Annotated in this window: 18 protein-coding genes, 3 tRNA genes and 2 pseudogenes; 10 read left to right on the top strand and 13 right to left on the bottom strand. The window is 53.5% G+C overall.

What is annotated here, in order from left to right; genetic code table 11:
* Positions 1-299 precede the first annotated feature (299 nt).
* The 3 genes from PAGR_RS08275 to PAGR_RS08265 are packed head-to-tail and all read right to left on the bottom strand — an operon-like array spanning position 300 to position 3787.
* Positions 300-1325, bottom strand: a complete 1026-nt coding sequence (locus PAGR_RS08275; protein ID WP_024470980.1) for an ABC transporter permease — start codon at positions 1323-1325, stop codon at positions 300-302.
* 23 nt (positions 1326-1348) lie between these two features.
* On the bottom strand, positions 1349-2833 hold the full coding sequence (locus PAGR_RS08270) for a sugar ABC transporter ATP-binding protein (RefSeq protein ID WP_013026299.1): 1485 nt from the start codon (positions 2831-2833) through the stop codon (positions 1349-1351).
* Between the two features lie 30 nt (positions 2834-2863).
* Positions 2864-3787 (bottom strand): sugar ABC transporter substrate-binding protein, encoded by a 924-nt coding sequence (locus PAGR_RS08265; protein WP_013026300.1) that lies wholly within the window; start codon positions 3785-3787, stop codon positions 2864-2866.
* Positions 3788-4290: 503 nt separating this feature from the next.
* On the opposite strand from PAGR_RS08265, the gene PAGR_RS08260 reads away from it, so the two are divergent.
* Together PAGR_RS08260 and PAGR_RS08255 are read left to right on the top strand one after the other, a co-directional pair.
* A tRNA-Asn gene (locus PAGR_RS08260) sits at positions 4291-4366 on the top strand.
* Between the two features lie 797 nt (positions 4367-5163).
* Positions 5164-6708 carry a methyl-accepting chemotaxis protein gene (locus PAGR_RS08255; protein ID WP_014605495.1) on the top strand — a complete coding sequence of 515 codons (1545 nt, stop codon included), beginning with the start codon at positions 5164-5166 and terminating at the stop codon, positions 6706-6708.
* 309 nt (positions 6709-7017) lie between these two features.
* Here the strand turns inward: PAGR_RS08255 and PAGR_RS08250 are convergent.
* Together PAGR_RS08250 and PAGR_RS08245 are read right to left on the bottom strand one after the other, a co-directional pair.
* Positions 7018-7200, bottom strand: a pseudogene (locus PAGR_RS08250) (2Fe-2S iron-sulfur cluster-binding protein); the annotation flags it as partial.
* A 31-nt stretch (positions 7201-7231) separates the two neighbouring features.
* Positions 7232-9031 carry a DNA/RNA non-specific endonuclease gene (locus PAGR_RS08245; protein WP_014605493.1) on the bottom strand — a complete coding sequence of 600 codons (1800 nt, stop codon included), beginning with the start codon at positions 9029-9031 and terminating at the stop codon, positions 7232-7234.
* A 290-nt stretch (positions 9032-9321) separates the two neighbouring features.
* On the opposite strand from PAGR_RS08245, the gene PAGR_RS08240 reads away from it, so the two are divergent.
* A tRNA-Asn gene (locus PAGR_RS08240) sits at positions 9322-9397 on the top strand.
* A 267-nt stretch (positions 9398-9664) separates the two neighbouring features.
* Positions 9665-10066 (top strand): hypothetical protein, encoded by a 402-nt coding sequence (locus tag PAGR_RS08235; protein WP_014605492.1) that lies wholly within the window; start codon positions 9665-9667, stop codon positions 10064-10066.
* A 302-nt stretch (positions 10067-10368) separates the two neighbouring features.
* Here PAGR_RS08235 and PAGR_RS08230 read toward each other — a convergent pair whose 3' ends face one another.
* On the bottom strand, positions 10369-10839 hold the full coding sequence (locus PAGR_RS08230; RefSeq protein WP_014605491.1) for an Lrp/AsnC family transcriptional regulator: 471 nt from the start codon (positions 10837-10839) through the stop codon (positions 10369-10371).
* A gap of 281 nt (positions 10840-11120) precedes the next feature.
* On the opposite strand from PAGR_RS08230, the gene PAGR_RS08225 reads away from it, so the two are divergent.
* The 4 genes from PAGR_RS08225 (at position 11121) to PAGR_RS08210 (ending at position 14864) form a co-directional block, all read left to right on the top strand.
* Entirely contained in the window at positions 11121-11747 is a 627-nt protein-coding gene (locus PAGR_RS08225) for a LysE family translocator (protein WP_014605490.1), read from the top strand.
* Between the two features lie 178 nt (positions 11748-11925).
* A complete protein-coding gene (locus tag PAGR_RS08220; RefSeq protein ID WP_013026308.1) occupies positions 11926-12564 on the top strand; it encodes a TetR/AcrR family transcriptional regulator in 639 nt (212 codons plus the stop codon).
* A gap of 73 nt (positions 12565-12637) precedes the next feature.
* Positions 12638-14035, top strand: coding sequence for a D-arabinono-1,4-lactone oxidase (locus PAGR_RS08215; RefSeq protein ID WP_014605489.1), 1398 nt, complete (start codon positions 12638-12640; stop codon positions 14033-14035).
* Between the two features lies 1 nt (position 14036).
* Positions 14037-14864, top strand: coding sequence for a glycosyltransferase family 8 protein (locus PAGR_RS08210; protein ID WP_014605488.1), 828 nt, complete (start codon positions 14037-14039; stop codon positions 14862-14864).
* A 79-nt stretch (positions 14865-14943) separates the two neighbouring features.
* Here the strand turns inward: PAGR_RS08210 and PAGR_RS08205 are convergent, their stop codons facing one another.
* The gene (locus tag PAGR_RS08205) at positions 14944-16065 is read right to left on the bottom strand and encodes a Gfo/Idh/MocA family protein (protein ID WP_014605487.1); all 1122 of its coding nucleotides are present in this window, start codon (positions 16063-16065) and stop codon (positions 14944-14946) included.
* A gap of 320 nt (positions 16066-16385) precedes the next feature.
* Between PAGR_RS08205 and PAGR_RS08200 the strand changes: the two genes are divergently transcribed.
* Positions 16386-16461: transfer RNA gene (locus PAGR_RS08200), tRNA-Asn, on the top strand.
* 522 nt (positions 16462-16983) lie between these two features.
* On the opposite strand, the gene proR is transcribed toward PAGR_RS08200, so the two are convergent.
* The 6 genes and pseudogenes from proR to rhaB form a co-directional block, all read right to left on the bottom strand.
* Positions 16984-17286 carry a transcriptional regulator ProR gene (proR, locus tag PAGR_RS08195; RefSeq protein ID WP_014605486.1) on the bottom strand — a complete coding sequence of 101 codons (303 nt, stop codon included), beginning with the start codon at positions 17284-17286 and terminating at the stop codon, positions 16984-16986.
* 4 nt (positions 17287-17290) lie between these two features.
* Positions 17291-17643, bottom strand: a pseudogene (locus tag PAGR_RS23030) (type II toxin-antitoxin system RelE/ParE family toxin).
* A gap of 283 nt (positions 17644-17926) precedes the next feature.
* Positions 17927-18241, bottom strand: coding sequence for an L-rhamnose mutarotase (rhaM, locus tag PAGR_RS08190; protein WP_014605485.1), 315 nt, complete (start codon positions 18239-18241; stop codon positions 17927-17929).
* Entirely contained in the window at positions 18231-19073 is an 843-nt protein-coding gene (gene rhaD / locus PAGR_RS08185) for a rhamnulose-1-phosphate aldolase (RefSeq protein ID WP_013026315.1), read from the bottom strand. Before rhaD ends, rhaM begins: the two co-directional genes overlap by 11 nt.
* 10 nt (positions 19074-19083) lie before the next feature.
* A complete protein-coding gene (locus PAGR_RS08180; protein ID WP_014605484.1) occupies positions 19084-20340 on the bottom strand; it encodes an L-rhamnose isomerase in 1257 nt (418 codons plus the stop codon).
* Positions 20324-21805 (bottom strand): rhamnulokinase, encoded by a 1482-nt coding sequence (gene rhaB, locus PAGR_RS08175; RefSeq protein ID WP_014605483.1) that lies wholly within the window; start codon positions 21803-21805, stop codon positions 20324-20326. Before rhaB ends, PAGR_RS08180 begins: the two co-directional genes overlap by 17 nt.
* Before the next feature lie 288 nt (positions 21806-22093).
* Between rhaB and rhaS the strand changes: the two genes are divergently transcribed.
* Complete coding sequence (gene rhaS / locus PAGR_RS08170) at positions 22094-22915, top strand: HTH-type transcriptional activator RhaS (RefSeq protein WP_014605482.1); 822 nt, start codon at positions 22094-22096, stop codon at positions 22913-22915.
* Positions 22916-22928 lie beyond the last annotated feature (13 nt).

The following is a 22928-nucleotide window of genomic DNA, read 5'->3' as shown; positions in this document are numbered from 1 at the left end:
GCTGCGTGGCTGCGTGGCTGCGTGGCTGCGTGGCTGCGTGGCTGCGTAAAAGTCTAAGACTGTTGGCTGAGGAGAAACAGGTTTATTGCCTGAGCGGTTGATCGATTCGAAACGTCTTCCCACCTGTAACGCTCAATACGCTCACGTTTTTTTAAAAAGGTCAGAAAGGCGAATACGCAAACGCATTTGTGTTGTAGCAAGGCGGCGCCGGGCGCTTAGGCCCAGGAGCATAGTAAACTATGTGACTGGGATAAGCGCCTGGTGCCAACGCCGCTACGGCGCAAAGGCGGCAGCGTATTTTAGCGTTTAGCGCGATTGCGTCGCATATCGATGGTAACTGCGGCGACGATGATGATGCCTTTGATGATGTCCTGGATATAGGCATCCACCCCAACAAAGGTGAATCCGCTTTTAATCAGACCAAGAATTACCGCACCAATCAGCGTGCCGGTAATACGGCCCACACCACCCATCAGGCTGCTGCCGCCGATCACCGCTGCGGCAATCGCATCCAGTTCATAGCCCACGCCCATGCTTGACTGGCCGCTGCTGACGCGTGCCGCCAGCACTACGCCTGCCAGGCCTGACAGCGCACCCGCAATGGTGTAAACGATGATCAGGTATTTGTTGACGTTAATGCCGGACACTTTGGCCGACGTCATATTGCCGCCGATGGCATAAACATATTTGCCATAACGGGTATGTTTCAGCGCAACGTGAAACACCAGCGCCACAACCAGAAAAATCACCACCGGCATGGCACCCTGACCAATAGAGGTGAATCCATCGGACAGAAAACTGATGGGGTTACCCTGGGTGTAATACTGCGCCAGACCGCGCGCAGAAACCATCATGCCCAGTGTGGCAATAAAAGGTGGGATGCCGGTGCGGGTAATCAATACGCCATTGATCAACCCGCACAGTAAACCGACGCCAATGCCGGCAGCAATCGGCACGGCCGCAGGCATATTCACCAGGGATGGAAACATCGGCGTCAGCGTATCTGAGGTTTGCGCCAGGCTGGCAGCCACCACCGCAGTCAACGCAATCACCGAACCGGAGGAGAGATCGATACCGGTCGTAATGATCACCTGGGTTACACCGACGGCGATGATACCGATGATAGCGACCTGCAATACGATTAAAATCAGGCGGTTCGTGTTCATCAGGAACGACTGATCGCGAACATACCAGCCAAAAATTTCAAAAATTAAGGCAATCCCCACCATTACCACAAAGATGCCGGTATCCTTTGGAACCCGGTGACGCAGGCTTGCCAGGAAAGAGGGTTGTTGCTCAGAAGCCTGAGCGGCCGTGGCTTTCATATTACTCATCGTGGTTTCGCGCCTCATTCGGATGCTAACGACAAAATAGTTTCCTGATCGGCCTCTTCTTTATCGAGGATGCCGGTAATGCGCCCACCATGCATCACCATGATGCGGTCACTCATGCCCAGAATTTCAGGCAGCTCTGAGGACACCATAATGATGGCAACGCCACGGTTGGCAAGCTCACTAATCAAACGATAAATTTCTGCTTTTGCCCCAACATCAATGCCGCGCGTCGGCTCATCCAGGATCAGGATTTTCGGTTGAGCCAATAGCCAGCGGGCGATAAGCACTTTCTGCTGATTGCCGCCGCTCAGGTTATTGATGATTTGATCCATGGTAGGGGTTTTAATATTCAGACGGCGAATTTGATCCATGCAGTCCTGAGCCATTTTGACATGGCTGACAAAGCCGCTTTTGCCGCTGTATTCCGGCATGTTGACAATGCTCATGTTCTCCAGCACCGACAACACCAAAAACAATCCTGACTTTTTACGATCTTCAGTCAAAAATGCCATGCCCTTTTCGATGGCGACCGACGGTGAGTCAATATTCGCCGGGATGCCGTCAATCAGAATTTCGCCGCTGTCAAAATGCGTCATGCCAAACAGGCTTTCCATCACTTCGCTGCGCCCGGCTCCGACCAGGCCTGCCACACCGAGAATTTCTCCCCGGCGCACACCGAAACTGACGTCGGTGAAGCGGTCTTTGCAGCTCAGATGACGAACGGTCAGCACCTCTTCCCCGATGGCATTGTTGAATTTAGGGAAAAGCTGTGTCAGCTCACGCCCGACCATTTTAGTGATCAGAGACTGGCGCGTGAACGCACTGGTGCTGTCGCTGCCCACCCAACTGCCGTCACGAAACACGCTGATCTCATCCGTGATGGAAAAGATCTCATCCATTTTGTGACTGATATAAACGATGGCTTTACCCTGTTCGCGCAGATCGCGAATGATGGTAAATAAATGTGCGACTTCGGTTTCCGTCAACGCGGAGGTGGGCTCATCCATAATGACAATGTCGGCATCCCAGGACACCGCTTTGGCGATTTCCACCATCTGCTGTGAGGCGATGCTCAGTTCGCCTACCATGCGGTCGGCTTTCAGTTTGATATTGAGCCGGTTAAGCAGCGCCTGCGTGTCTTTATTTAGCCGGGCATGATCGACAAAACCAAATTTCATCGGCTCCCGCCCCAGCCAGATATTCTCGGCCACGGTCATGTGCGGCACCAGATTCAGCTCCTGGTGGATCATTGACACACCCGAACGTAACGCATCCATGGTGTCCCTGAACTGCACTGGCTCCCCTTTAATCTTGATGGTGCCCTGATCGGGACGGTAAATCCCGATCAGGCACTTCATTAAAGTGGATTTGCCCGCGCCATTTTCACCCATCAAAGCATGTACCGTTCCAGAGCGGACGCGCAGCGACACATTGTCCAGTGCCTTCACACCCGGAAAGAACTTGCTGATGCCTTCGGCTTCAAGCGCAAAAGCGGTCATACATCACCTCCGTACTACGGGTTCAGACGTTTATTTTTGGTTCATGCTGGTATATTTGGTGTAGTTGTCTTTGGTGATCAGCTGGAATGGGATATCAACAATCTTCTGCACTTTTTCACCGTTTGCCAGTTTGATTGCGGTCTGAACAGCGCCTTCACCCTGCCCTTTTGCATCCTGGAATACGCTGGCCACCATCTTGCCGTTCTTGATCATCTGCAACGCATCCGGTGTGCCATCCACGCCTGCCACCAGAATGTGTTTATCGTTCTTGCCTAATGCCTGAATGGCACCAATCGCCATTTCATCATTGTTTGACGCGATGGCATTGATATCATCGCCAGCGGTCATCCAGTTGCTCACGACATCTACCGCATCGTTGCGGCTGAATTTCGCCGTCTGCTTTTGCACCACTTTAATATTCGGGTATTTCGCCACTACGGCTTCCACGCCTTTGGTGCGTTCGCGGGTCGATTCGTTAGCCAGATCACCTAATAAAATGGCAACGTTGCCCTTGCCGTTCATCGCCTTCGCCAGGGCTTCCATCTGCAGACGGCCCGCCAGTTCAGAGTCAGAGCCCACAAACGCCATTTTGTCGCCTAGCTGGGCCTGGGGTTTACGGTTAACAAATACCAACGCCACACCGGCCTTGGACGCCTGATCGATAATGGGTTTTACAGCGTCAGTGTCGACGGGGTTAACAATGATGGCGTCAACGCCCTGTCCAATAAAGTTCTGTACCTGCTGGAGCTGCTGGGCCACATCGCCTTTGGCATCTTCGATCTGGCCTTTGACGCCATCTTTTTTCATCTCATTTTGTACAGCGTTACGCACAATCGTCAGAAAGTTGTCATCAAACACCGCCATAGAAACACCCACGGAAATATCTTTCGCCATCGCAGCGGCGGGCAACATGCAGGCTAACAGTGAGGCAACAATCGTTTTTTTGATGTTCATAGGGACCCTTCTTATTTGTTAACTTGCTAGCGATTTACGTTTTGAATGAAAAATATCTTTTACATTCACACCGCCTCGCCGGCGTTTTTATGGAAAATTTGAGGTAAGACGACTACGTTGATGCTTTTGCTAAAATCACCACTGCTTTTCTTATCCGCATGATTTTACTTAACATGCTGACGGTATCGTCCTGGCGCTGGTACGTCCATCCCACTTTCAGGCGCCAAGCAGTTTGTTTATTCCATATATTTCTTTTTTGAAATTTTTATCATAAAAGCACTGAAACAAGCGTTTTGATATCGTCAAATAACAAAACTTTGACATGCGTCTAACATCTACTGAGAAATGGCGTTAAAGTGAGATCCTGTTAGCAGTTTGAAAAGCAAGCGAATGTGTCTGATATTCACCAATACGCTGCTTTTACGAGCACTTAAACGCAAACCATGAAAGAGGGCTTTGACATCCCTAACCGGCGCCGCTACTATTCGCCCCGTTCTGACAATTCCTCTGTAGTTCAGTCGGTAGAACGGCGGACTGTTAATCCGTATGTCACTGGTTCGAGTCCAGTCAGAGGAGCCAAATTCTTGTTTTCAGGCATGCTTTAAAGCCTTTCAATCCGGTTTTATTACGTCTGCGTGAGAAATTTTTCCGATGCGTAGTGGGGTTAACCTGCGCATTCGGCAAAACAGCAAGTCTGATTGGCATCATTCCCGCTCGATAATAGCGTCATAAATCTGTTCCCCAGCCCTACGTGAAAAGCCTCAGCATCCCCCTTGTGATCGCCTTTTATACTGACTGATTCACAGCGTCTTTCTCTGCTTGTCCATCCTGACGGTTCACGCCGCTGTCCTCTCCGAGAGCGCCTCGACCAAAAAGAATCCCGCATTGCATCAGGTGCCCGTCACTGACTCCGTCTGCCATCCGCGCGACGCTATGCGTAACTGGCTGAAAAAGAAGATCAATCCCGCATAACCGCACTAAACTGGAAAAGTTGGTTCAGATTCCGACCTGCAGGCTGGCGCAGTAAAAGGAGGTATCCTGTTGAAAGCTGGGCTCTTCCGCGCTGTTCTGCGCCCGGTTTGGCTAACGTCTACAAGGCTAAGGCTTTCTGTTTGTAAAGCGTGGCGCTGTCCGCGACAGCATTGGGCAAGGAAGCGCTACCCATAGCGCTGGCGTGGTCAGGTATGTTTACAGGCAACAGAAGTCTTGAGTCATGTGTTGATATAAAAATAATGGCTTTTATGGCGTCAGCCCCTACCGATATCCCCTCCGTCTTAAAAAAGCGTCGTTCTGCGGTTTCTGAAAAGGACACTTAGGTTCACTCGTTCTTTGCCGAAAACAACATGGGTACGACAACACCATAACCGGAGAGAATGATGAAGGTATCGACACGACTGTCTGCTGGCTTTGCTTTTTTGATACTGCTTTTCGTCATCAGTTCAGCGGTTGCAATCAGCAATCTGCTTGAGACGCGTCAGAATATTGATGAGATCGTCAACACCAACCTTAAAAAAGTGACTTTGTCTAATGATGCAGGTACGGCGCTGAGAAACATGCTTGTTGAGGTGAGAAACATGGCGCTCTTCTCTGATCAAAAAGCAATTGAGAATGAGTGGGGCCGCTTTGAAACTCAGAAAGGGGTTTATACCCAGAAACGCACTGAGCTCGCATCCATGATCGAACGCGACCATAACCAGCAGGAAATTGGCCTACTCAGGAAAGTACAGCAGAATGAACAGGCCGCGCTCACGACACTCGCGACGGCGGCAAACATGGGCAGGCAGAGACAACTGAATGGCCTCGCAGATTATCTGACCAACGTTGTTCGTCCCCCTCAGCAAATCCTTATCTCCAGTCTCAACGAACTCACGGACATGCAGCGTGCCTTTGCTGAAAACACCGCCGTGGAAAGTAACGCATCCGCCAGCCGCGTTATCAAAACCTTTATTGTTCTCATCATTGCAACCGTCATTTCCGGCGCCCTGATTTGTCTCGTCATCAGCAGGAAGCTGATGCGCCAACTGGGCGGTGAACCTGCACAGGCTCAGGCGCTGGCCGCGACCATCGCTTCCGGAGACCTCACCTCCACCGTGCTGCTGCGTCGCAACGACACCAGCAGCCTGCTTGCCTCACTGGACAGCATGCAGGCCAGGCTGCGCGGCCTGGTATCGCAGATAAAGGATGCTTCCACTTCCGTGGCGCTGGCGGCCGACGAAATCGCCCAGGGCAACACCGAGCTGTCGTCACGAACCGAGCAGCAGGCGGCCGCCCTGCAGGAAACCGCTGCCAGCATGGAGCAACTGACCGCCACGGTGAAGAGCAACACCGCTGGCGCGCAGCAAACCGCTGAATCGGCCCGCGATACGGCCCAGTTGGCCCGTTCGGGTGAGGCCGACGTGCAGCGGATGTCTGGCACGATGCAGGATATTTCCGTCAGTGCCGCTAAAGTCCGGGACATTACCTCGGTCATTGAAAGCATCGCGTTTCAGACCAACATCCTGGCCCTGAACGCCGCGGTGGAGGCGGCGCGCGCCGGCGAGGAAGGCCGCGGTTTTGCCGTGGTGGCCGGTGAGGTGCGCACGCTGGCGCAGCGCAGCGCCACGGCGGCCCGCGATATCAAGATCCTGATTGAACAGGCCGTTGAGCAAGTGGAAAGCGGCGTTGCCGTGGCCTCCTCGACCGGGCAGAGCATCATCAAAATTGTCGGGATGGTCGGCGAGCTGGCGGAGGCCATGGACTCCCTCTCTCTGGCGTCCTCCGAGCAGATGCAGGGGATTTCACAGGTCAGCGTGGCGGTGAGTCAGATGGACGGCGTGACGCAGAACAATGCGGCGCTGGTCGAGGAGTCGTCTTCAGCCTCGCGTTCGCTGTCTGAACAGGCGCAGGCGCTGCGCGGTATGGTAGCGGCGTTTCATGTCTGAGAACGGGTTGTGGGTTCATGGTGAAGCATATTTTCTGTTTTCGTAGAGCATCCCGGTTCAACGGGTGCCGGCACAGGAATAAAGCCCTGATCCACAGCACAGAAAATCACAGGGTTCAGGCTGGCATTGCTGCCGTTGTTGCGCACGTATGACAACAATCGCCACACCCGGAGTAGCCCCCCTTTCACGCGCTCCCGCCTGCTTTTTACAATGGCATTACACAGCGAATCTCGATGAGGTTCGCTGTTCACTGACGCCTCAACGTCGGAAAAAAGAGGATGCTCCCCGCAAGCCTTCGTCTGCATGGGTTTAAAACTCGACGACAATATTGCATTTGGGAATGCTACAGCACGACAAAATATAGCCCTCTTCCACGTCCTCATCTGTGATGCCGCCGTTGTGGTTCATCTCCACTTCCCCTTCCAGGCATTTCACCTTGCAGGTGCCGCAGATCCCCATACCGCACGCCTTGGGAATATGCAGCCCCAGCTTAAGGCGTCAGCCAGTGACGTTTTCTTCGCGTTTACAATAGCTCCGGCCACGTCATAATCAGCTTTGCCTGCACAGGCTCGGCCAGCAGGCTGGGATCGGGCTGCCAGCTGTCCCAGTCGCGAAATGCGCTGAAATCAAGCCCGGTCAGGGTTTCCAGTGAACGAACCGCCACGCGATATTCATCCACCTGCGGCACCGCTTCCGGTTGTAAAAGCGGCAACACGCGGCGAGGCTCATCCAGCAGCTTATCCTGACTGACCAGCAGTGCGGTGGCCTGCGGCGTGCCCTGTGGACCGATGCGCAGAACGACCTTCCAGAACAGCAGCGGGACCTGCAAATCCCCGTACTGCCGATGTTGATCGTTCAGTACCGGGCCGGTCAGTACACTAATTTGCTGTTTGGTTTTTAACACGCCGTATTCCAGGATATAGCGCTCAACCCCTTGCCAATACTGCACGCTCTGGTTAAAGCGAAAATGCTGCGGGGAACAATTAGTGAAGTGGAACGTGTCTTTATTGGCGCGCACCGCCTCGGCCGCCGTGCCCCAGGTGGGATCGCTGCGGCGGGTGAGATGACCGCGATCGAACCAGCGACTGAACGCGCTATAAAACGACTGACCAGTAACATAGCGGCTGTCGATGCGGCTGTCTTCATACCAGCGGTCACCTTCGGGCAACAGCGAAGGTTGCCCACTGCCACGGTCAATGTTGATATAACGTGCCCCATCGATATTGGTGGCGGTAAAAAAAGCCAGCCGTCGTTCGGCATTCATCAGCAGAGAAAAGTGCTCGTAATTCAGCCTGGCATCAGCGCCGTTGCGCCCGTCACGCAGAGGGGCGACTTCCCCTGCACGCGGCGCGATAATCTGTGCCAGATCGACAGGATTGTCCGCCAGAAAGTCTGTCTGAAAACCGTCGCGATTAGAGTAGTTTTCATCTGGCGCGGCGGCACTGGACTCAGGCAGTAGCGGTGCATTATCGGCCGTGAGCGCCTGCATCAGGATTGCCTGCCCATGCGGGGACAGCGCTGGCAACTCGCCCTTCAGCCAGTCGGTGAGCGCACTCATGCGAATGCCTTCGTTAACCCATTTTCCGCTGTCTTCTGTGGCGCCATGATGAAGGGCCACCAGCTGCCAGCCGTCGTTGAAGACCGGTGCACCTGACGAGCCGCCTTCACTGTCGGCCTCATAGTGCAGAAACTGTTCGTGACGTGCTAACAGGGCATTGTTGCGCAGCGTGATTTGCTGTGGCGCACCACCCGGATGATGAATGAGATTGAGGCTGATGCCCAGCGCATGTTTATCATTACGATCGTTAAGTGCCAGCGGCAGCGGTGGCTCACCGCTGTCGGTAAGCGCCTCGCCAAGCGCTATTAACGTACAGTCGAACGCCTCCGTCGGGCTGGAAAGCCAGAAGCTGTCGGCATCCACCGCATAGAGACGTCCCGGAAGAATTTCGCCGGATTCGTCTTGGCGATAACCGAACTGCAGCGTGATGCGCCCCGAAATGGGGGCTTCAGGCAGCACGTGATGATTCGTGACGAAGAGGTTGCCATAGGTCAGAAATCCACTTCCCTTAGGTATGCCATCTTCTCTGACCAGCGCGACGGCGCGGGCTGCGCGTAACCCCTGCTGTAAAAATGACACCGGCAGCAAGTCGTTAGCGCCCATAATGACGCTCTGGCGGGCCCGCTGTTGAAACGCATAGCGCTGCGCTCGTCGTGAGTCCGGTTCCGCCTGCTGGCCCTGGCTGAGCGCAGTGCGCGTCTGCTGCCTTTGCCCGGCCGTAATCGCCAGCCTTGAGGCTATCTGCGCTTTCAGTTGCTCGTTCATTCGCATCTCCATGGTTGGGTTTGCTCTCTTTAACCATAGCCGTTTATCACGGAACAGGCGGCACATTGCGGCGCTGCGACACAGTGGCTAACCTGCAGAAAACATGATCTATATAAGACTGTTTCGGCGTCTTAAACTGGCCTTTCCTGACGATTTGAACGGCCCTGCCATGCGGTAAACTGTGGATGAAACAACCAGGCTGCTGAATCCTTCAGCAAACGATCCGAAAGCGGGTAAAACCGCTTTGACTCAGCATGCCGACTCCATTACTATGCGCCCTGTAGCACGATTCCTCTGTAGTTCAGTCGGTAGAACGGCGGACTGTTAATCCGTATGTCACTGGTTCGAGTCCAGTCAGAGGAGCCAGATTTAAAGAAGCCCGCTCAGGGAAACCTGAGCGGGCTTTTTGTTGATCTTTATACTCTCCAGTCGCCTCTGAACGACGATTGCTGCCAACATCAGGTTCCCAGAACAAGCCAGTACACCCTTCGCTTTTTCCCATTTGATCCATGCACATGACCAACTGATTACTGAATATAAATTATCCGTTCATCAACGGTTTATAGACCGAAATATAAACCGGGTGCTAGTGTTTCGCTCTATAATAAAAAACGTCCCCCTAAGAGGCTATGGATGAGAAATCCCATTCTATATTTTGCTTTAACCATGATGTTGACAGGATGTGTAGCACGCTCCCATGAACCCGATCCCCTCCAGGTGCAGCTCGCCAACTACGGTACGCTGCCAGACACTTATAAAACGGATGTCAGAAATACGTTTTATTATCACCTGAAAGATCCTTACAGCGCGCATTATCGCTTTTTTAAACCTTTTAAAGGGTATACCTGGGTAATGAATGTGCCCGAGGATAAAGAAGAACTGATGTTTGGCTGGGTCATCCCGGGCGTGATTAACGCAAAAAACAGTTTTGGCGCCTATGTTGGCGCGCGCAGATTCGTGGTGATTTATTCAAATGGTCACTATCACAATCTTTACTACATGAAAGGCACGAAAAAAATCGGGCGGGCCATTTAAAACAGCCCGCGATTTTCCGAGCCTTTAACACGTCATCGTCAATGGCGTATTTAAATGACAAAGGCAGGTGATATCGCGTTGTGAGTTTGCAATGATGATATTCGCCTGCCTGTCGTAGAAACGCGCTAGCCGTATTCAAATCCCTAAAGGGCGAACGTCTTTTACCGGCCTTTAGGGTGCAAAAACCGGACATTATAACTCACCGGCTAAAACAGACCTGCACGTTAAGCGCCGTGTCGCAATATCGCATTAAAATAACAAAGGCCTTCTGACAAACACGGCATAAGCGTGAGCCAATCATCTCATCGGGGGTTTTTAACCGGATAGGCCGTCAGCGGTTTAATCTCTTTCAAAACAAACATACTTTGCATCTCTTTAATGCGCGGCAGCCTGCGCACCACCGACATGGCAAACTCGGCGTAAGAGTCGAGGTCGGTTGCCACCACCTGTAACAAAAAATCGGCATCGCCGCCGATACTGTAGCAGGCCACAACATCCTCCAGCGCGGTCACCTGCTGCTCAAACTTTTCCGCTTCAGCTTCGCTGTGGCAGTCAATGACCACCCGAATAAAAACCATAACGCCCGAGCCGGTTTTCTTACGGTCCAGCACTGCCCGATAGCCCTTTATCACGCCCTGCTCTTCCAGTTTGCGGACTTTGCGCCAGCAGGGCGAGGCAGACATACCGATCTTATCGGCAAGCTCCTGATTGGTCATCCGGGCATCATCCTGCAAGATGCTTAAAATTTTCACCTCTGTCTTATCAAGCGGCATATCAGTCATATCCTTTCTGTTTAACCTATTTTACAGGCAAATTATTGCCATAATTACGGCACAGAAGCGATATTCAGACAACGTATTTCTGCCCAGCTCAGGCATACTTTAATCAGGCTGTATTGCGCAGCAGAGGAATGGCATTAAACGGCACAGAGCAGGTTCTTATGCTCAGAAGCGGGATGAGCAAGCGGCATCGCATTCTTTCCAGAATGCACGCTCTGTTAACGCAATCACGCCTGTAAACAACGTTCTTATCCCTATTGAATGAAGGAAACATCATGTCGCTTCAAACTGAATTACTGCCTTATATTTTGGCGCTGGGACTGGCCGCCGCGATTCCGGGCCCTGGGATGACGACGATCGTTGCGCGTAGCATCAATGGGGGTTCACTGGCAGGCTTTGCTGCGCTTATCGGCGTGATAATGGGCGATGTGTTTTATTTAACCCTGGCCGTATTTGGTCTGGGCATTGTGGCCAAGACCTATACCGCGCTCTTTACGTTGATTAACTGGGCGGCGGCGCTTTATTTGGGCTATCTGGCCTGGCAGTTCTGGTCTTATCAACCCCATGCTATCAGCATTGACCAGAAGGTTACCCGTCAGCAACTGGTCTCCGCCTGGCTGTCGGGGCTGAGTATTACGCTGGGCAACCCCAAAACGATTGCCTTTTATCTGGCAATACTGCCGCTCGTTATTTCCCTGGAGGCAATTTCACTGAAATTCTGGGGTGCCGTACTGGTTCCCGTTACCGCTGCCGTATTACTGGCCGTGGGCGCGATGTTTATTTTGGCGGCGGTGAAAGTCCGCGTGTTTCTGACCCGCCCGCGCTCGCTGCGGATCATGTACCGGGTCGTGGGCGTGATGATGCTGCTGGCCGCCATGGGTATGATTGTTAAAACGCTGTAATTGAGCGACCAGGTGAAATAACAGGTAGGTGACGGCTGCCTTGTGGATAACGGGGCTTCAGAACAGGCTGATTAATCCTGCTTAAAGGGGATTTTACTGCTGTATCCCCACCCGCATGGTTACGCTGTGGTAATATCGCCCCCTTACCTTCTCGTTACCTGGCAACCCACTGAGCACTATGACGGACACGACAAAACGCAAAAACGATCCTGAAGGGCTTAAAAAACGCATTCTGGCTGGCGCACTCAAAATCTTTGCTGAGTTCGGCATGCAGGGCGCCCGGCTGGAGCAGATCGCCGAGAGTGCTCAGACGACGAAACGCATGGTGGTCTACCACTTTGGCAATAAAGAGCAGCTCTATATTGATGTGCTGGAGCAGGTTTATCAGCAGATCAGGGAACATGAAACCGGCCTGAATCTGGCGGCAATGGAACCCGGACAGGCCATTACGAAACTGGTTGAGGCCAGCTTCGATTATCACGTTTCGCATCCTGATTTTATTCGGCTGATCTGCATGGAGAACCTCTCTCGCGGACGCTACATCTCACAATCCGTGCGGCTGAGCCAGCTTAACCGCAGCGCGCTGGATCTGCTGGATGACATCCTGACGCGCGGTCAGCAGCAGGGGCTGTTTATTCAGCCGCTGGACACGCTGGATGTACATCGCCTTATCAGTAGTATCTGCGTACATCAGGTTTCTAACCGGTTCACGTTTAATACGCTGTTCAGTCCGGACAAAAGTGAAGAGGATATTATCAGCCGCAATCGCCAGTTAGCGGTGACGGCCACGCTGCGTTATATCTGTCGGCATCAGTAGGCTCACAGGGCGTTGAAAGCGATAGTCTATGCTTAAGGGGTATTCTTAATATCACTTAAGTAAGGAAAGCAGTTTGAGCAAAGACGCCAACCTTTATCCGCTTCGCCAGACCCACCTTGATCCACAAGATGATGCAGTCTGGAACTGGGCGCAAAACGCACAGATTGGTGCGCAGCAGCAGGTTAAACGTCCTGCTGACGAGGCCGCACTCCGGCAGTTACTGCGTGAGTCAAGCGGCAAGGTGCGCGTAACCGGTAAAACCTACTCTCCAGGCAGAATGCTGGCCGTGCACCCCGATGATTTGCTGCTGGATCTGAGTGCACTGTCCGGCCTGATCCGCAGTGATGCACATAGCGTCACGTTCGCCGGCGCGACCCCGCTGGAACAAATCTACAGTACCTTAACGGAAATGGATCGTATGCTCGCCTCCTCACCCGGCGTGATTTCGGTTCAGACGCTGGCGGGCGCAATGGCTACCGGCACTCACGGTCAGGGCCTGCACCAGAGTTCCATTGCTGATGAGGCTGAGCACATTCGCATGGTGCTGAGCGACGGCTCGATCCGTGAGCTGTCACGTGGCGATGCAGATTTTCCTGCCGCACTGGTGTCGCTGGGCGTGCTGGGCATTGTGACCGAAGTGACCCTGCGCACGCAGCCGTTTCGTATTTTCACCTGCCATAAAAATGCGGTGTCGGCGGACAGCCTGGAAAGTGATTTGCTGCGCTGGAATGATGAATACGAACTCAGCAAAGCCTGGTGGTTTGTGGATGACAATTTTATCCACGTCTGGAATGCACATCAGGCCAGCGAGGAGGAGATCCACCATTATGCGCAGAACGATCGTGAGGTGATGGAACACGCCGATGAAGGCGACGACAGCCTCAACGACACGATCGATCAGACGCTGGAACACATGCATCGCGACACCCAAATTCACGGCAAGGGCGGCAAACAGTTCCGTACCGTAACGCGCTTTCGGGATTTTACCGATGTGACAGGCGACATCTATCAGCTGTTCTGTCGCGGTATCGCCGTGCCGCAGATCAACGTCGAAATTGGCGTACCGCTGGAAAAAACGCCAGCAGTCATCAGCAAGATTAAACGCTGGTACGCCGACAATCGCCCGCATATGCACTATCCCATCATCCTGCGTTGTACAGGTGCGTCATCGGCATGGCTCAGCCCGGCCTTTGACCAGCCCACCTGCTTCTTTGGCTTTGTGGTGTATTACGCCGACGACGGCTCCCTTTCAGAAGCGGGCCTGCACTTTTTAAGTGAGGTGGAGAAGCTTCTGGCAGAAGAAGGCGGTCGCCCTCACTGGGGCAAGTATTACGACGCCTCGCTGTACCGCTGGCAGGATCTCTACCCGCACTGGGCGTCCTTCCGTGCTCTGCGTGAGCAGTTCGATCCGCAAGGCCGTCTGAGCAACGACTACACCGCTGCACTGTTTAATCAATTCGATAAGGGATGATATGTTTGCCTGGGTAACCTTACTGACGCAACCGGATTATCTGGTCGGCGTAAAAGCGCTGCGCCGTTCACTCACTCAAAGTCAAACGCGTTGGCCCCTGGTCGTGATGGCAACCGCTGCCATTGATGAGCAAGACTGCGCGATCCTGGAAGAGGAAGGCTGCTTAATCCAACATGTGGAGGGGCTTTATCCGCACAGCGATTTGAACCCGCAGTATGCATCTGAACGTTTTGGTGAAGTCTGGACCAAACTGCGCGCCTGGCAGTTGACCGACTATCAGCGGGTGGTCTTTCTGGATGCCGATATGCTGGTACTTCAGAACATGGATGAGCTGTTCTCGCTGGATCTGGGTGGCCATGCGCTGGCCGCCTGCCACGCCTGCCGCTGCAATCCGAATCAGATCGAGGCCTATCCCGACAGCTGGCAGCCCGAGTTCTGCCACTACACCTGGCAGGAACGTGAGGAGTCGCCGCCCGCACATGTGGATTATTACCTCAACGGCGGCTTTCTGGTGCTGGAGCCTGATAACGCCGTTTTTGAAAAACTTGAAGCGCGCATTGCCGCTATAGAGGACCTGAGCCAGTACGCCTTTTCAGAGCAGGATTTGCTGAACGAGGCTTTTAAAGGCCAGTGGCTGCCGCTCTCCTATGTCTACAATGCCCTAAAAACGCTGCGTTTCCAGCACGATAAGCTGTGGGAATGTGAAGAGGTGAAGAACCTGCATTACATTCTGGATAAGCCGTGGCAGCGCGATCTGTCTCAGCCTGTTAGTCAGCGTGATCGCTATTATGCGATGGATAAACTGTGGTGGGATAAAGTCTCAGCCTGATCAGCATCAACCGGCCCCGGCACTAAGCCCGGGGCCACATCCGGATCATGGACTGGTTTTGTATAATGTCACTTAAAGGCTATACCGCCATCCAGCGCCTTTCTGCCGCCGACAGCGCGATGGCCTCAAGCACCTTCTGCACCTGCAATCCTTCTGCAAAATCAGGCCACATAGGGTCGCCAGCGGCAATGCCATTAATGAGATCGCGAATTTCTACCGTTTTCTGATCGTTAAAGCCAATACCATGACCTGCTGAGACGCAGAAGTTAGCATAGTCCGGATGCGCAGGCCCGGTCAGCAGGGTTTTAAAGCCCTGCCGCCCCGCCGGTTCATCATGGATATACAGCTCCAGCTCGGCCATGCGCTCCTGAGTGTAACGCAGGGTACCTTTGGTGCCGGTCACGACATAGGTCAACCCCATCTTGGCCCCACAGGCGATACGCGAGGTTTCAATCACACCGTGCGCACCGTTGTGAAAGCGCAGCAAGGCGCTGGCCTGATCTTCATTTTCAACCGGCAACTGACGGCTGAGATCCTTTGGGTCAGGACGGGTTTTAATCACCGTCATCATATCCCCACTGACTTCCGCAATATTGCCCACCAGGTAGTGCGCCATATTGACGATGTGCGCCGCCAGATCGCCCAGCGCGCCTAACCCGGCCAGCGCTTTCTGGCAGTGCCAGTCGAGTGGCGTTTCCGGTTTCGCCAGATAGTCTTCGTTGTGCGTGCCGTAAAAGTGCACCACCTCGCCGATTTCACCGCGCGCGATGATCTCTTTTGCCAGCTGACTGGTCGGATTCTTCATATAGTTGAAGCCCACCAGGGTTTTAACCCCTGCTGTATTGGCCGCTTCAACCATTTCCCGCGCATCGGCCACCGTCAGGGATAACGGCTTTTCGGAATACACGTGTTTGCCGTTAGCAATGGCGGCCAGCGCCATCTCTTTATGCAGGAAATTGGGCGCGCAGATGTCCACAACATCAATATTCGGGTCGCTCACCAGCTCGCGCCAGTTGCCCGTAGAGCGGGAAAAACCAAAGGTGGCGGCCTGCTTTGCGGCCAGTTCGGGATTAACCTCTGCCAGCATTTCACGCACGATCTCCCCTTTTAACGCAAACACCGCGGGTGCCTGGGCATAGGCAATCGCGTGGCAACGACCGATATAGCCACTGCCGATCATGCCGATTCTGACTTTGTTCATTTTAACTCCGGGCTGACAGAGAAAGGATTAAATGAAATTTAAATTCCATTTATGAGTATTTCAATTTAAAAATGAAATAAATGTGACGAACATAAAGAACATTCGTGAGGGAATGTCGTGCAAAGCTTTATAAAAATGAAACGGAGATTCTGTTTACTGAATAAAAGGTGCAAAATTACAGCTATTCGATTGCGTCAGTACGCTAAGCGAAACGGTTAAAACGCGGGAGTTGGCGAGTATTTCAGCAATTAGACAGTTTTGTGAAAAAGAGCTTTGACAAGCCTGCGGGACGTCGATAATATGCGCCCCGTTCAAACGATTCCTCTGTAGTTCAGTCGGTAGAACGGCGGACTGTTAATCCGTATGTCACTGGTTCGAGTCCAGTCAGAGGAGCCATCTTCCTGTTTTCAGGCCTACTGAAACGTACCTGCTCAGCCAGGTTGCCGTAAGTTAGCGTGAAAATCTTCCCCGACGCGTATCGACCTACCCTACGCGTCCGGCGAAATGCGTTGTACGATTCCTTTTATTTCATTTCGATAATGGCACGACAAACCTGTCCCTTTTCAGCCCTGAAAATCCGTCGTATCACGTCTTGCAAAACCCCTGAACTGACCGATTCTTATGGTCCGTCTCTGCTTGTTGATTCAGGCGATTCACGTCTTTGGTATTCAACTATCGCCTCATCCGAAAAGAGCCCTATATTGTGCGAGTACCCGTCCGCAGGCTTTACTTTGTTTCCGGTGCCCGCAAGCAGCGCGAGTTTATCCGTTAACGACTGACAAAGAATAGCTGTCTCGCGCAGCAACACCTGGCTGAGAGCGTCGCCGCGCGAATGGAAAATGCGTTGGGGCCGTCGCGCAGGCATCGTGCAAAACCCTAAGAAACGATCGGCTGGCTACGTTGAACGGCCCTGCGGGTTTAAAGCACAAAACCGTAGTGAGAACCATCCGGCAGTTCAACATCAAGGCGAAACTTGCCACCGGTCGCTTCAACATAGCGTTTGAGCGTGGACAGCTTCAGGTCGTGCCCCGGTTTTTCCATTCTTGCAACGGTAGGTTGTTTGATGCCCAGCGCCTGCGCCATTTCTACCTGCGTTTTTTGTACTTTCTCACGCAGTTCGGCAAGGTGAATATTGAGCAGGATGTCCGTCGCCATCGCCTGAGCTTCATCCACGACGTCATTTTTTTCATCCGCAATAAGCTGTTCCAGCGTTCTGCCCATCGCGTTACTCCTTATTTTTTAATGCGTTAAGCCAGTTCGTAAATTCCCGGTCAGCAACCGGGAGCATCGCGTCGTAAAAACGTTTTTCATTGCCGACCTTATTTCCAGCACAAAGCACAATGCCGGTTCGGGCCGGCTCAAAGGCAAAAATGCCCGTAAAGGATAGCCCCGGCTCTGGATACGTCGTTCTTTCATGTTGCTATAGCGGGAGCCTTTGAGCTTATCGGTATAAGGTCTGGACAAACCCGGCCCCTTCTCCCGCAGGACCAACAATGCTGCAAGCACGTCAGCCCTGTCGATATCGCTAAGCGAGGTAAACCAGCAGTCAAACGTATCCGTTGTTTTAATCGGCCACACAACTCCGGGATATAGGTTAAATGCTATATAGGTGTAAAGCGATAAAGAGAAGTATGGCGCGAAGGAATGAGGGGTTCATACGGTATTGCTGCAAAGCTGAAGGCGCATTCGGTTGTTTAAGTGAATGGCTACGAGGACATTTAGCGTTTTACGATCTGTATCGATAAACCCGCTCAGGGAAACCCGAGCGGGCTTTATGTTTTTTGCCATTTGGCTAGCGCGTTATGGCTAGCGGGTTTGGTTATGCGCGGTTCGGGATTGTGTCGTTCTGTTCATCAGCTCTCTAAGGCAAATAAAACATCGGCTTTAATATTGAACTCACCGGGCTGTTATCCGCATTAGACGGCATTAAATCTTTCATCGATGCCCACCAGCGCTGGCAAACCTCGGTTTGCGCCACCGCGAGCCAGCGGGCTTCTGATTCAATCTCAACACTGGCGAACAGCAGGTTACGATCTGCATCCAGCCAGATAGCATAGTGATGGGCACCATGCGCTTTTAGCGTCTGTTCCAGTTCCGGCCAGATGGGTGAATGGCGACGCAGGTATTCATCGTGGCAGTGAGCATGCACCTGCATGACAAAAGCTTTACGTAACATCGCTGCGCTCCGCATCCAGTGCTGCCTGCCAGGGTTTAACATTAAAGCGTTCACCCAGCGCGATCAGCTGCGCGGTAGTGATGCTCTGACGAATACCGCCCATAGATAGAGCTTTTACGACAACCTCCGATGATTTTTCAGCGGTGTCGATCAGGCCAAAGGTCTCATCAAGATTAGGACCCGCGCCAAAGATGCCGTGGAAGGGCCACATGACCAGGCTGTGGATCGCCATCTCATCTGCCGTTGCCTGACCGATACCGTCAGTGCCCGGCACCATCCATGGCAAAATGCCCACCCCGTCCGGGAACACCACCAGACACTCTGTGCTGCCTTCCCACAACAGGCGCGTAAAGCGTGCCGAATCCAGATTTACAACGTAGCTCAGCGCCATAAAGTGAGTAGCATGGCAGTGCATAATCACCCGATCGCTTCCCTGAGTCACCTGCTTGCGTACGCTGTGCGACTGGAAATGCGCCGCCAGTTCAGAGGTCGGCAGCCCACCGTTGCTTAATCCCCAGTGAATTTTATACGACAACCCCTGGTCATCCACCTGCAGCAGCACCAGACTGTCTGCCGGGTCGAGCTGCACGTTACGAAAAAACTTGCCAGACCCGGTCACTAAAAACCAGTCGTTAGCTAACGCCGGTGCCGGTTTACTCAGTTCAATGCAGCGCGGTTCGGCATAAAAGTCGCTGGCGAAGTCCTGCACTTCTTCGGGAAGCAGGCGCAGGCTAACGTTACCGCCGTTACGCTCATCCCAGCCTTTCAACCACATATCGCTGGTGGCTTTTACCATCCCCTGTACGAACCAGGATGTCAGAATGTTTTGCATGGTTTATCCCTTAGCGTTGACGCAAAGTATGTTGTTCGTAATGACGGACGTCGCTCAGCCAGCTGGCATCGGCAGGAACGTCATGACGCAGGCACCATGCTTCCCACACCGCCTGCCACGGCAGCGACTTTTGCTCTTCCAGCAGGGCCAACCGTGTGGTGAAATCCCCTTCACTCTCCAGCCTACGCAGCCGATCGCTGGGCTCCAGCAGCGCCCGCAGCAACGCTTTTTTGGCGTTACGCGTACCAACGACCCAGGCGGCAATGCGGTTGATTGAGGCATCAAAAAAGTCGAGACCGATATGCACCTTATCGAAGAGTTTCTGGCGGGCGATCTCATGGGCAATCGCCTGAGTTTCATCATCGAGCAGCACTACATGATCGCTGTCCCAACGTACCGGACGGCTCACATGCAGCAGCAGGCGCGGCACGTACAGCATCGCGGTAGAGATTTTGTCGGAGATCACTTCAGTCGGGTGGAAATGCCCGGCGTCCAGCGTCAGCGCAATCTGCCGGCTGCTGGCGTAGCCAAGGCAGAATTCGTTGGAACCCACGGTGTAGCTTTCCGCACCAATCCCGAATAGTTTGCTTTCGACAGCATCAATATGGTGTTGCGGGTTGAGTTGCTCATTGATGATCGCGTCAAGCGCGCTGGCAAGGCGCTGGCGCGGCGCAAAGCGGTCGATGGTGAGATCTTTCATGCCGTCCGGCACCCAAATGTTCATCACGGAAGGCGTACCGAGCTGTTCACCAAAGTAAGCCGAAATATGGCGACTGGCTTTACAGTGGTCGATCCAAAACTGGCGAATACCTGAATCGGCGTGCGACAGCGTAAAGCCATCGGCACTCTTTTCATGTGAAAAGCAGGTGGGATTGAAATCCAGCCCCAGCCTGTTGCTTTTTGCCCACGCTACCCAGTTGCTGAAGTGTTTCGGCTCGATGGCATCGCGCTCAACGGGTTGGCTGCTCTCAAGATAGATCGCGTGCAGATTCAGACGTAAGGCGCCCGGAATCAGCGATATGGCTTTTTCAATGTCGGCGCGCAATTCGTCGGCGTTGCGTGCCCGTCCCGGATAGTTGCCGGTGGCCTGAATACCGCCGGTGAGTTGCCCGTTGGGATTTTCAAAACCGCGCACGTCATCACCCTGCCAACAGTGCATCGAGACCGGGATCTCATCCAGTTGCGCCATCACAAGGTCCACATCAACGCCATTCTCAGCATAACGTTGTTTCGCCAGGTCAAAGGCCTGTTCAATCAGCTTTGTCATATGCAAGTTCCTTAGCAGGTTGGAGCAGCGCGGTGAAGCGCGCCTGATGGGCCGCAAACGCGCTGTTGTCGAGCGGTTCAAAGATGTCTGACGGGAAATTACGGCTGATGCAGCGGCGCAAATCCGCGACGTCACGCAGTTCACCTAGCGCGATGAGCTGGCAACCCACATTTCCCAGCGTGGAGGCTTCTACCGGACCGGCAATCACCGGCAGTTGACAGGCATCGGCACACAGCTGGTTGAGTAAAGGATTCTGGCTGCCGCCGCCCACGATATGCAGCTGCCGTAGCGGTGTGCCGCGTAGCTGGCCGAGTTCCAGGATTGTCTGACGATATAAGAGCGCCAGACTGTCAAAGAGGGTGCGTGCCAGTTCGGCCGCAGTGTGCGGTATCGGCATCGCCTGTTCAGCACAGGCATGTTGGATTGCCTGCACCATGTTGTCTGGGTTAATAAAGCGAGGGTGGTTAGGATCTATGAGCGAGCGGCAGGCTGGCTGTTTTGCGGCATCCGCAATAAGCAGGGGCAAGTCGCGGATGTTCAGTTCGCTACAGACGCGCTGTAAAAGCCACAGCCCCATAATGTTTTTCAGCACCCGGTAACCTTCCGCGCCGCCTTCATTGGTTATGTTGGCCTGTAAAGCAGTCGCATTCACATAGGGTTGGAGACTTTCAATCCCCATTAACGACCAGGTACCTGAACTGAGATAGGCTGCATCGTCGTGCATCAGTGGCGTGGCCAGCACCGCGCTGGCCGTATCGTGCGTGGCTACGGCAATCACCGGGATCCGCTTGCCGCTGGCGCTGGCCCAGTAACCCACGTTATTGCCCGGTGCATGCGGTGTGCCGAACCAGGCGGAGTCGACGCCAGCCCAGTCCAGCAAGTCACGATCCCACTCACCACTTTGAATATTCAGTAACTGCGTGGTGGTGGCGTTGGTGTATTCCCAGTTCATTTCGCCGGTGAGACGATAGTGTAGATAGTCCGGAATCATCAGCGCATGTTTCACCTGCGACTGCCAGTCCGGCTGCTGCAGATGTAGCGCGCGCAGCTGATATAAAGTGTTAAATGGCAGAAACTGAATGCCGGTGCGCTGGTATATCGCCTGCTGGCCGAGATCGTCAATCGCCTGGGCCATCAGGCCCTCGGTGCGTTTGTCACGGTAGCTCACGGCTTCGCCAACGCGATGTCCGTCTGCATCCAGCAGTACCAAATCAACGCCCCAGGTATCAATACCCATGCTGTCCGGCACGATGCCTTCATCATCCAGTTGCTGCAGTCCGGCGCGAATGTCCTGCTCCAGACGATCCAGATCCCAGCAGTCATAGCCGCCGCGCTGAACCCGCTGATTCGCGAAACGACGGACTTCACGCAGGGCGATTTTCTGGCTGTCCGACGTCCACTGCGCAAGCATGACGCGCCCGCTGGATGCGCCTAAATCAATGGCAACGATGTTACGCATATTCATGGCATGTTTTCCTGAAATGACATGGCTACAGAATAAAAAGCCTGCAGGCCTGCCACCTTAGGCGCAGTGCCAGCAGAGGATCTTCGCTGGCAGGTTTGCAAAGGTGTTCGTGAGACAGCTCACAGAACCGCGTGACGATAGAGTTGTGAGCTTTGCCGCATTTCTATCAATCACTTAGGCGATCTTAAATAATTCGCCATTTTCTTGCGCCGCCCCGTTCAAAATTCAAGGTGATGTCCGCAGCGCCTGCGTAGACTCAGTTGCAACATTGTTAACGGAGAGCAAGCCATGACCGTTCTGCATAGCGCGGATTTCTTTCCCGCCGGAAATTACGCCATTGCCATCGAGCCACGCGTGCCACAGCAGGCTTTTCCAGAGCATCACCATGATTTCCATGAAATTGTGCTGGTTGAACAGGGGTCCGGTATTCATGTGTTTAATGGTCAGCCGCAGGCGTTGAGTGCCGGTTGCGTGTGCTTTATACGCGACCACGATCGCCATCTGTATGAAAAAACCGACAACCTGTGCCTGACCAATGTGCTGTACCGAAGCCCGGGGGCGTTCCGCTTTCTTTCCGGGCTGCAGGCACTATTGCCGCGTGAAGAGGACGGACGGTACGCGTCGCACTGGCGCATTAATCAAAAAGTGATGGGTCATGCTTCGCAGTTGGTGACACAGATGAAGCAGCAACCTCTGTGGTCACTGGAACGTCAGGCACATCAGGAGCAACTCTTTCTGCAAATGCTGGTGTTGCTACGTGAGGCCGCTCGCAATGACAACGCGCAGGACCAGGAAGCCAGACTGCACCGATTGCTTGACTGGCTGAATGAGCATTACAGTGAAGAGATCGTATGGGAGGCGCTGGCCGACAGCTTTTCACTGTCGCTGCGTACGCTGCACCGCCAGATGAAGCAGCAGACAGGCAGTACGCCACAGCGTTATTTGAATCGGCTGCGGTTATTGCAGGCGCGTCATCTGCTTCGCCACAGCGATATGCGTATAACGGACATCGCCTATCAGTGTGGGTTTGGTGACAGCAACCACTTCTCCACGCTGTTCCGGCGTGAATTTGGCTACGCGCCCCGCATGGAGCGTCAACAGATGTGGTAACTGGAGCTTTTAA

Origin of the sequence: Pantoea ananatis PA13 (assembly GCF_000233595.1) — a bacterium.
Taxonomy (GTDB): domain Bacteria; phylum Pseudomonadota; class Gammaproteobacteria; order Enterobacterales; family Enterobacteriaceae; genus Pantoea; species Pantoea ananatis.
The sequence above is the reverse complement of the archived record's forward strand: the minus strand, read 5'-3'. Positions and strand labels throughout refer to the sequence as shown.

Excerpts from the sequence above, each read along its gene's own strand:
- proR (WP_014605486.1), bottom strand. The coding sequence starts at position 17,286 with ATGGGCAGAACGCTGGAACAGCTTATTGCGGATGAAAAAAATGACGTC.
- PAGR_RS08255 (WP_014605495.1), top strand. The coding sequence starts at position 5,164 with ATGAAGGTATCGACACGACTGTCTGCTGGCTTTGCTTTTTTGATACTG.
- PAGR_RS08220 (WP_013026308.1), top strand. The coding sequence starts at position 11,926 with ATGACGGACACGACAAAACGCAAAAACGATCCTGAAGGGCTTAAAAAA.
- PAGR_RS08180 (WP_014605484.1), bottom strand. The coding sequence starts at position 20,340 with ATGACAAAGCTGATTGAACAGGCCTTTGACCTGGCGAAACAACGTTAT.
- PAGR_RS08235 (WP_014605492.1), top strand. The coding sequence starts at position 9,665 with ATGAGAAATCCCATTCTATATTTTGCTTTAACCATGATGTTGACAGGA.
- PAGR_RS08205 (WP_014605487.1), bottom strand. The coding sequence starts at position 16,065 with ATGAACAAAGTCAGAATCGGCATGATCGGCAGTGGCTATATCGGTCGT.
- PAGR_RS08275 (WP_024470980.1), bottom strand. The coding sequence starts at position 1,325 with ATGAAAGCCACGGCCGCTCAGGCTTCTGAGCAACAACCCTCTTTCCTG.
- PAGR_RS08230 (WP_014605491.1), bottom strand. The coding sequence starts at position 10,839 with ATGCCGCTTGATAAGACAGAGGTGAAAATTTTAAGCATCTTGCAGGAT.
- rhaD (WP_013026315.1), bottom strand. The coding sequence starts at position 19,073 with ATGCAAAACATTCTGACATCCTGGTTCGTACAGGGGATGGTAAAAGCC.
- rhaB (WP_014605483.1), bottom strand. The coding sequence starts at position 21,805 with ATGAATATGCGTAACATCGTTGCCATTGATTTAGGCGCATCCAGCGGG.
- PAGR_RS08270 (WP_013026299.1), bottom strand. The coding sequence starts at position 2,833 with ATGACCGCTTTTGCGCTTGAAGCCGAAGGCATCAGCAAGTTCTTTCCG.
- rhaM (WP_014605485.1), bottom strand. The coding sequence starts at position 18,241 with ATGTTACGTAAAGCTTTTGTCATGCAGGTGCATGCTCACTGCCACGAT.
- PAGR_RS08265 (WP_013026300.1), bottom strand. The coding sequence starts at position 3,787 with ATGAACATCAAAAAAACGATTGTTGCCTCACTGTTAGCCTGCATGTTG.
- PAGR_RS08210 (WP_014605488.1), top strand. The coding sequence starts at position 14,037 with ATGTTTGCCTGGGTAACCTTACTGACGCAACCGGATTATCTGGTCGGC.
- PAGR_RS08225 (WP_014605490.1), top strand. The coding sequence starts at position 11,121 with ATGTCGCTTCAAACTGAATTACTGCCTTATATTTTGGCGCTGGGACTG.
- rhaS (WP_014605482.1), top strand. The coding sequence starts at position 22,094 with ATGACCGTTCTGCATAGCGCGGATTTCTTTCCCGCCGGAAATTACGCC.
- PAGR_RS08245 (WP_014605493.1), bottom strand. The coding sequence starts at position 9,031 with ATGAACGAGCAACTGAAAGCGCAGATAGCCTCAAGGCTGGCGATTACG.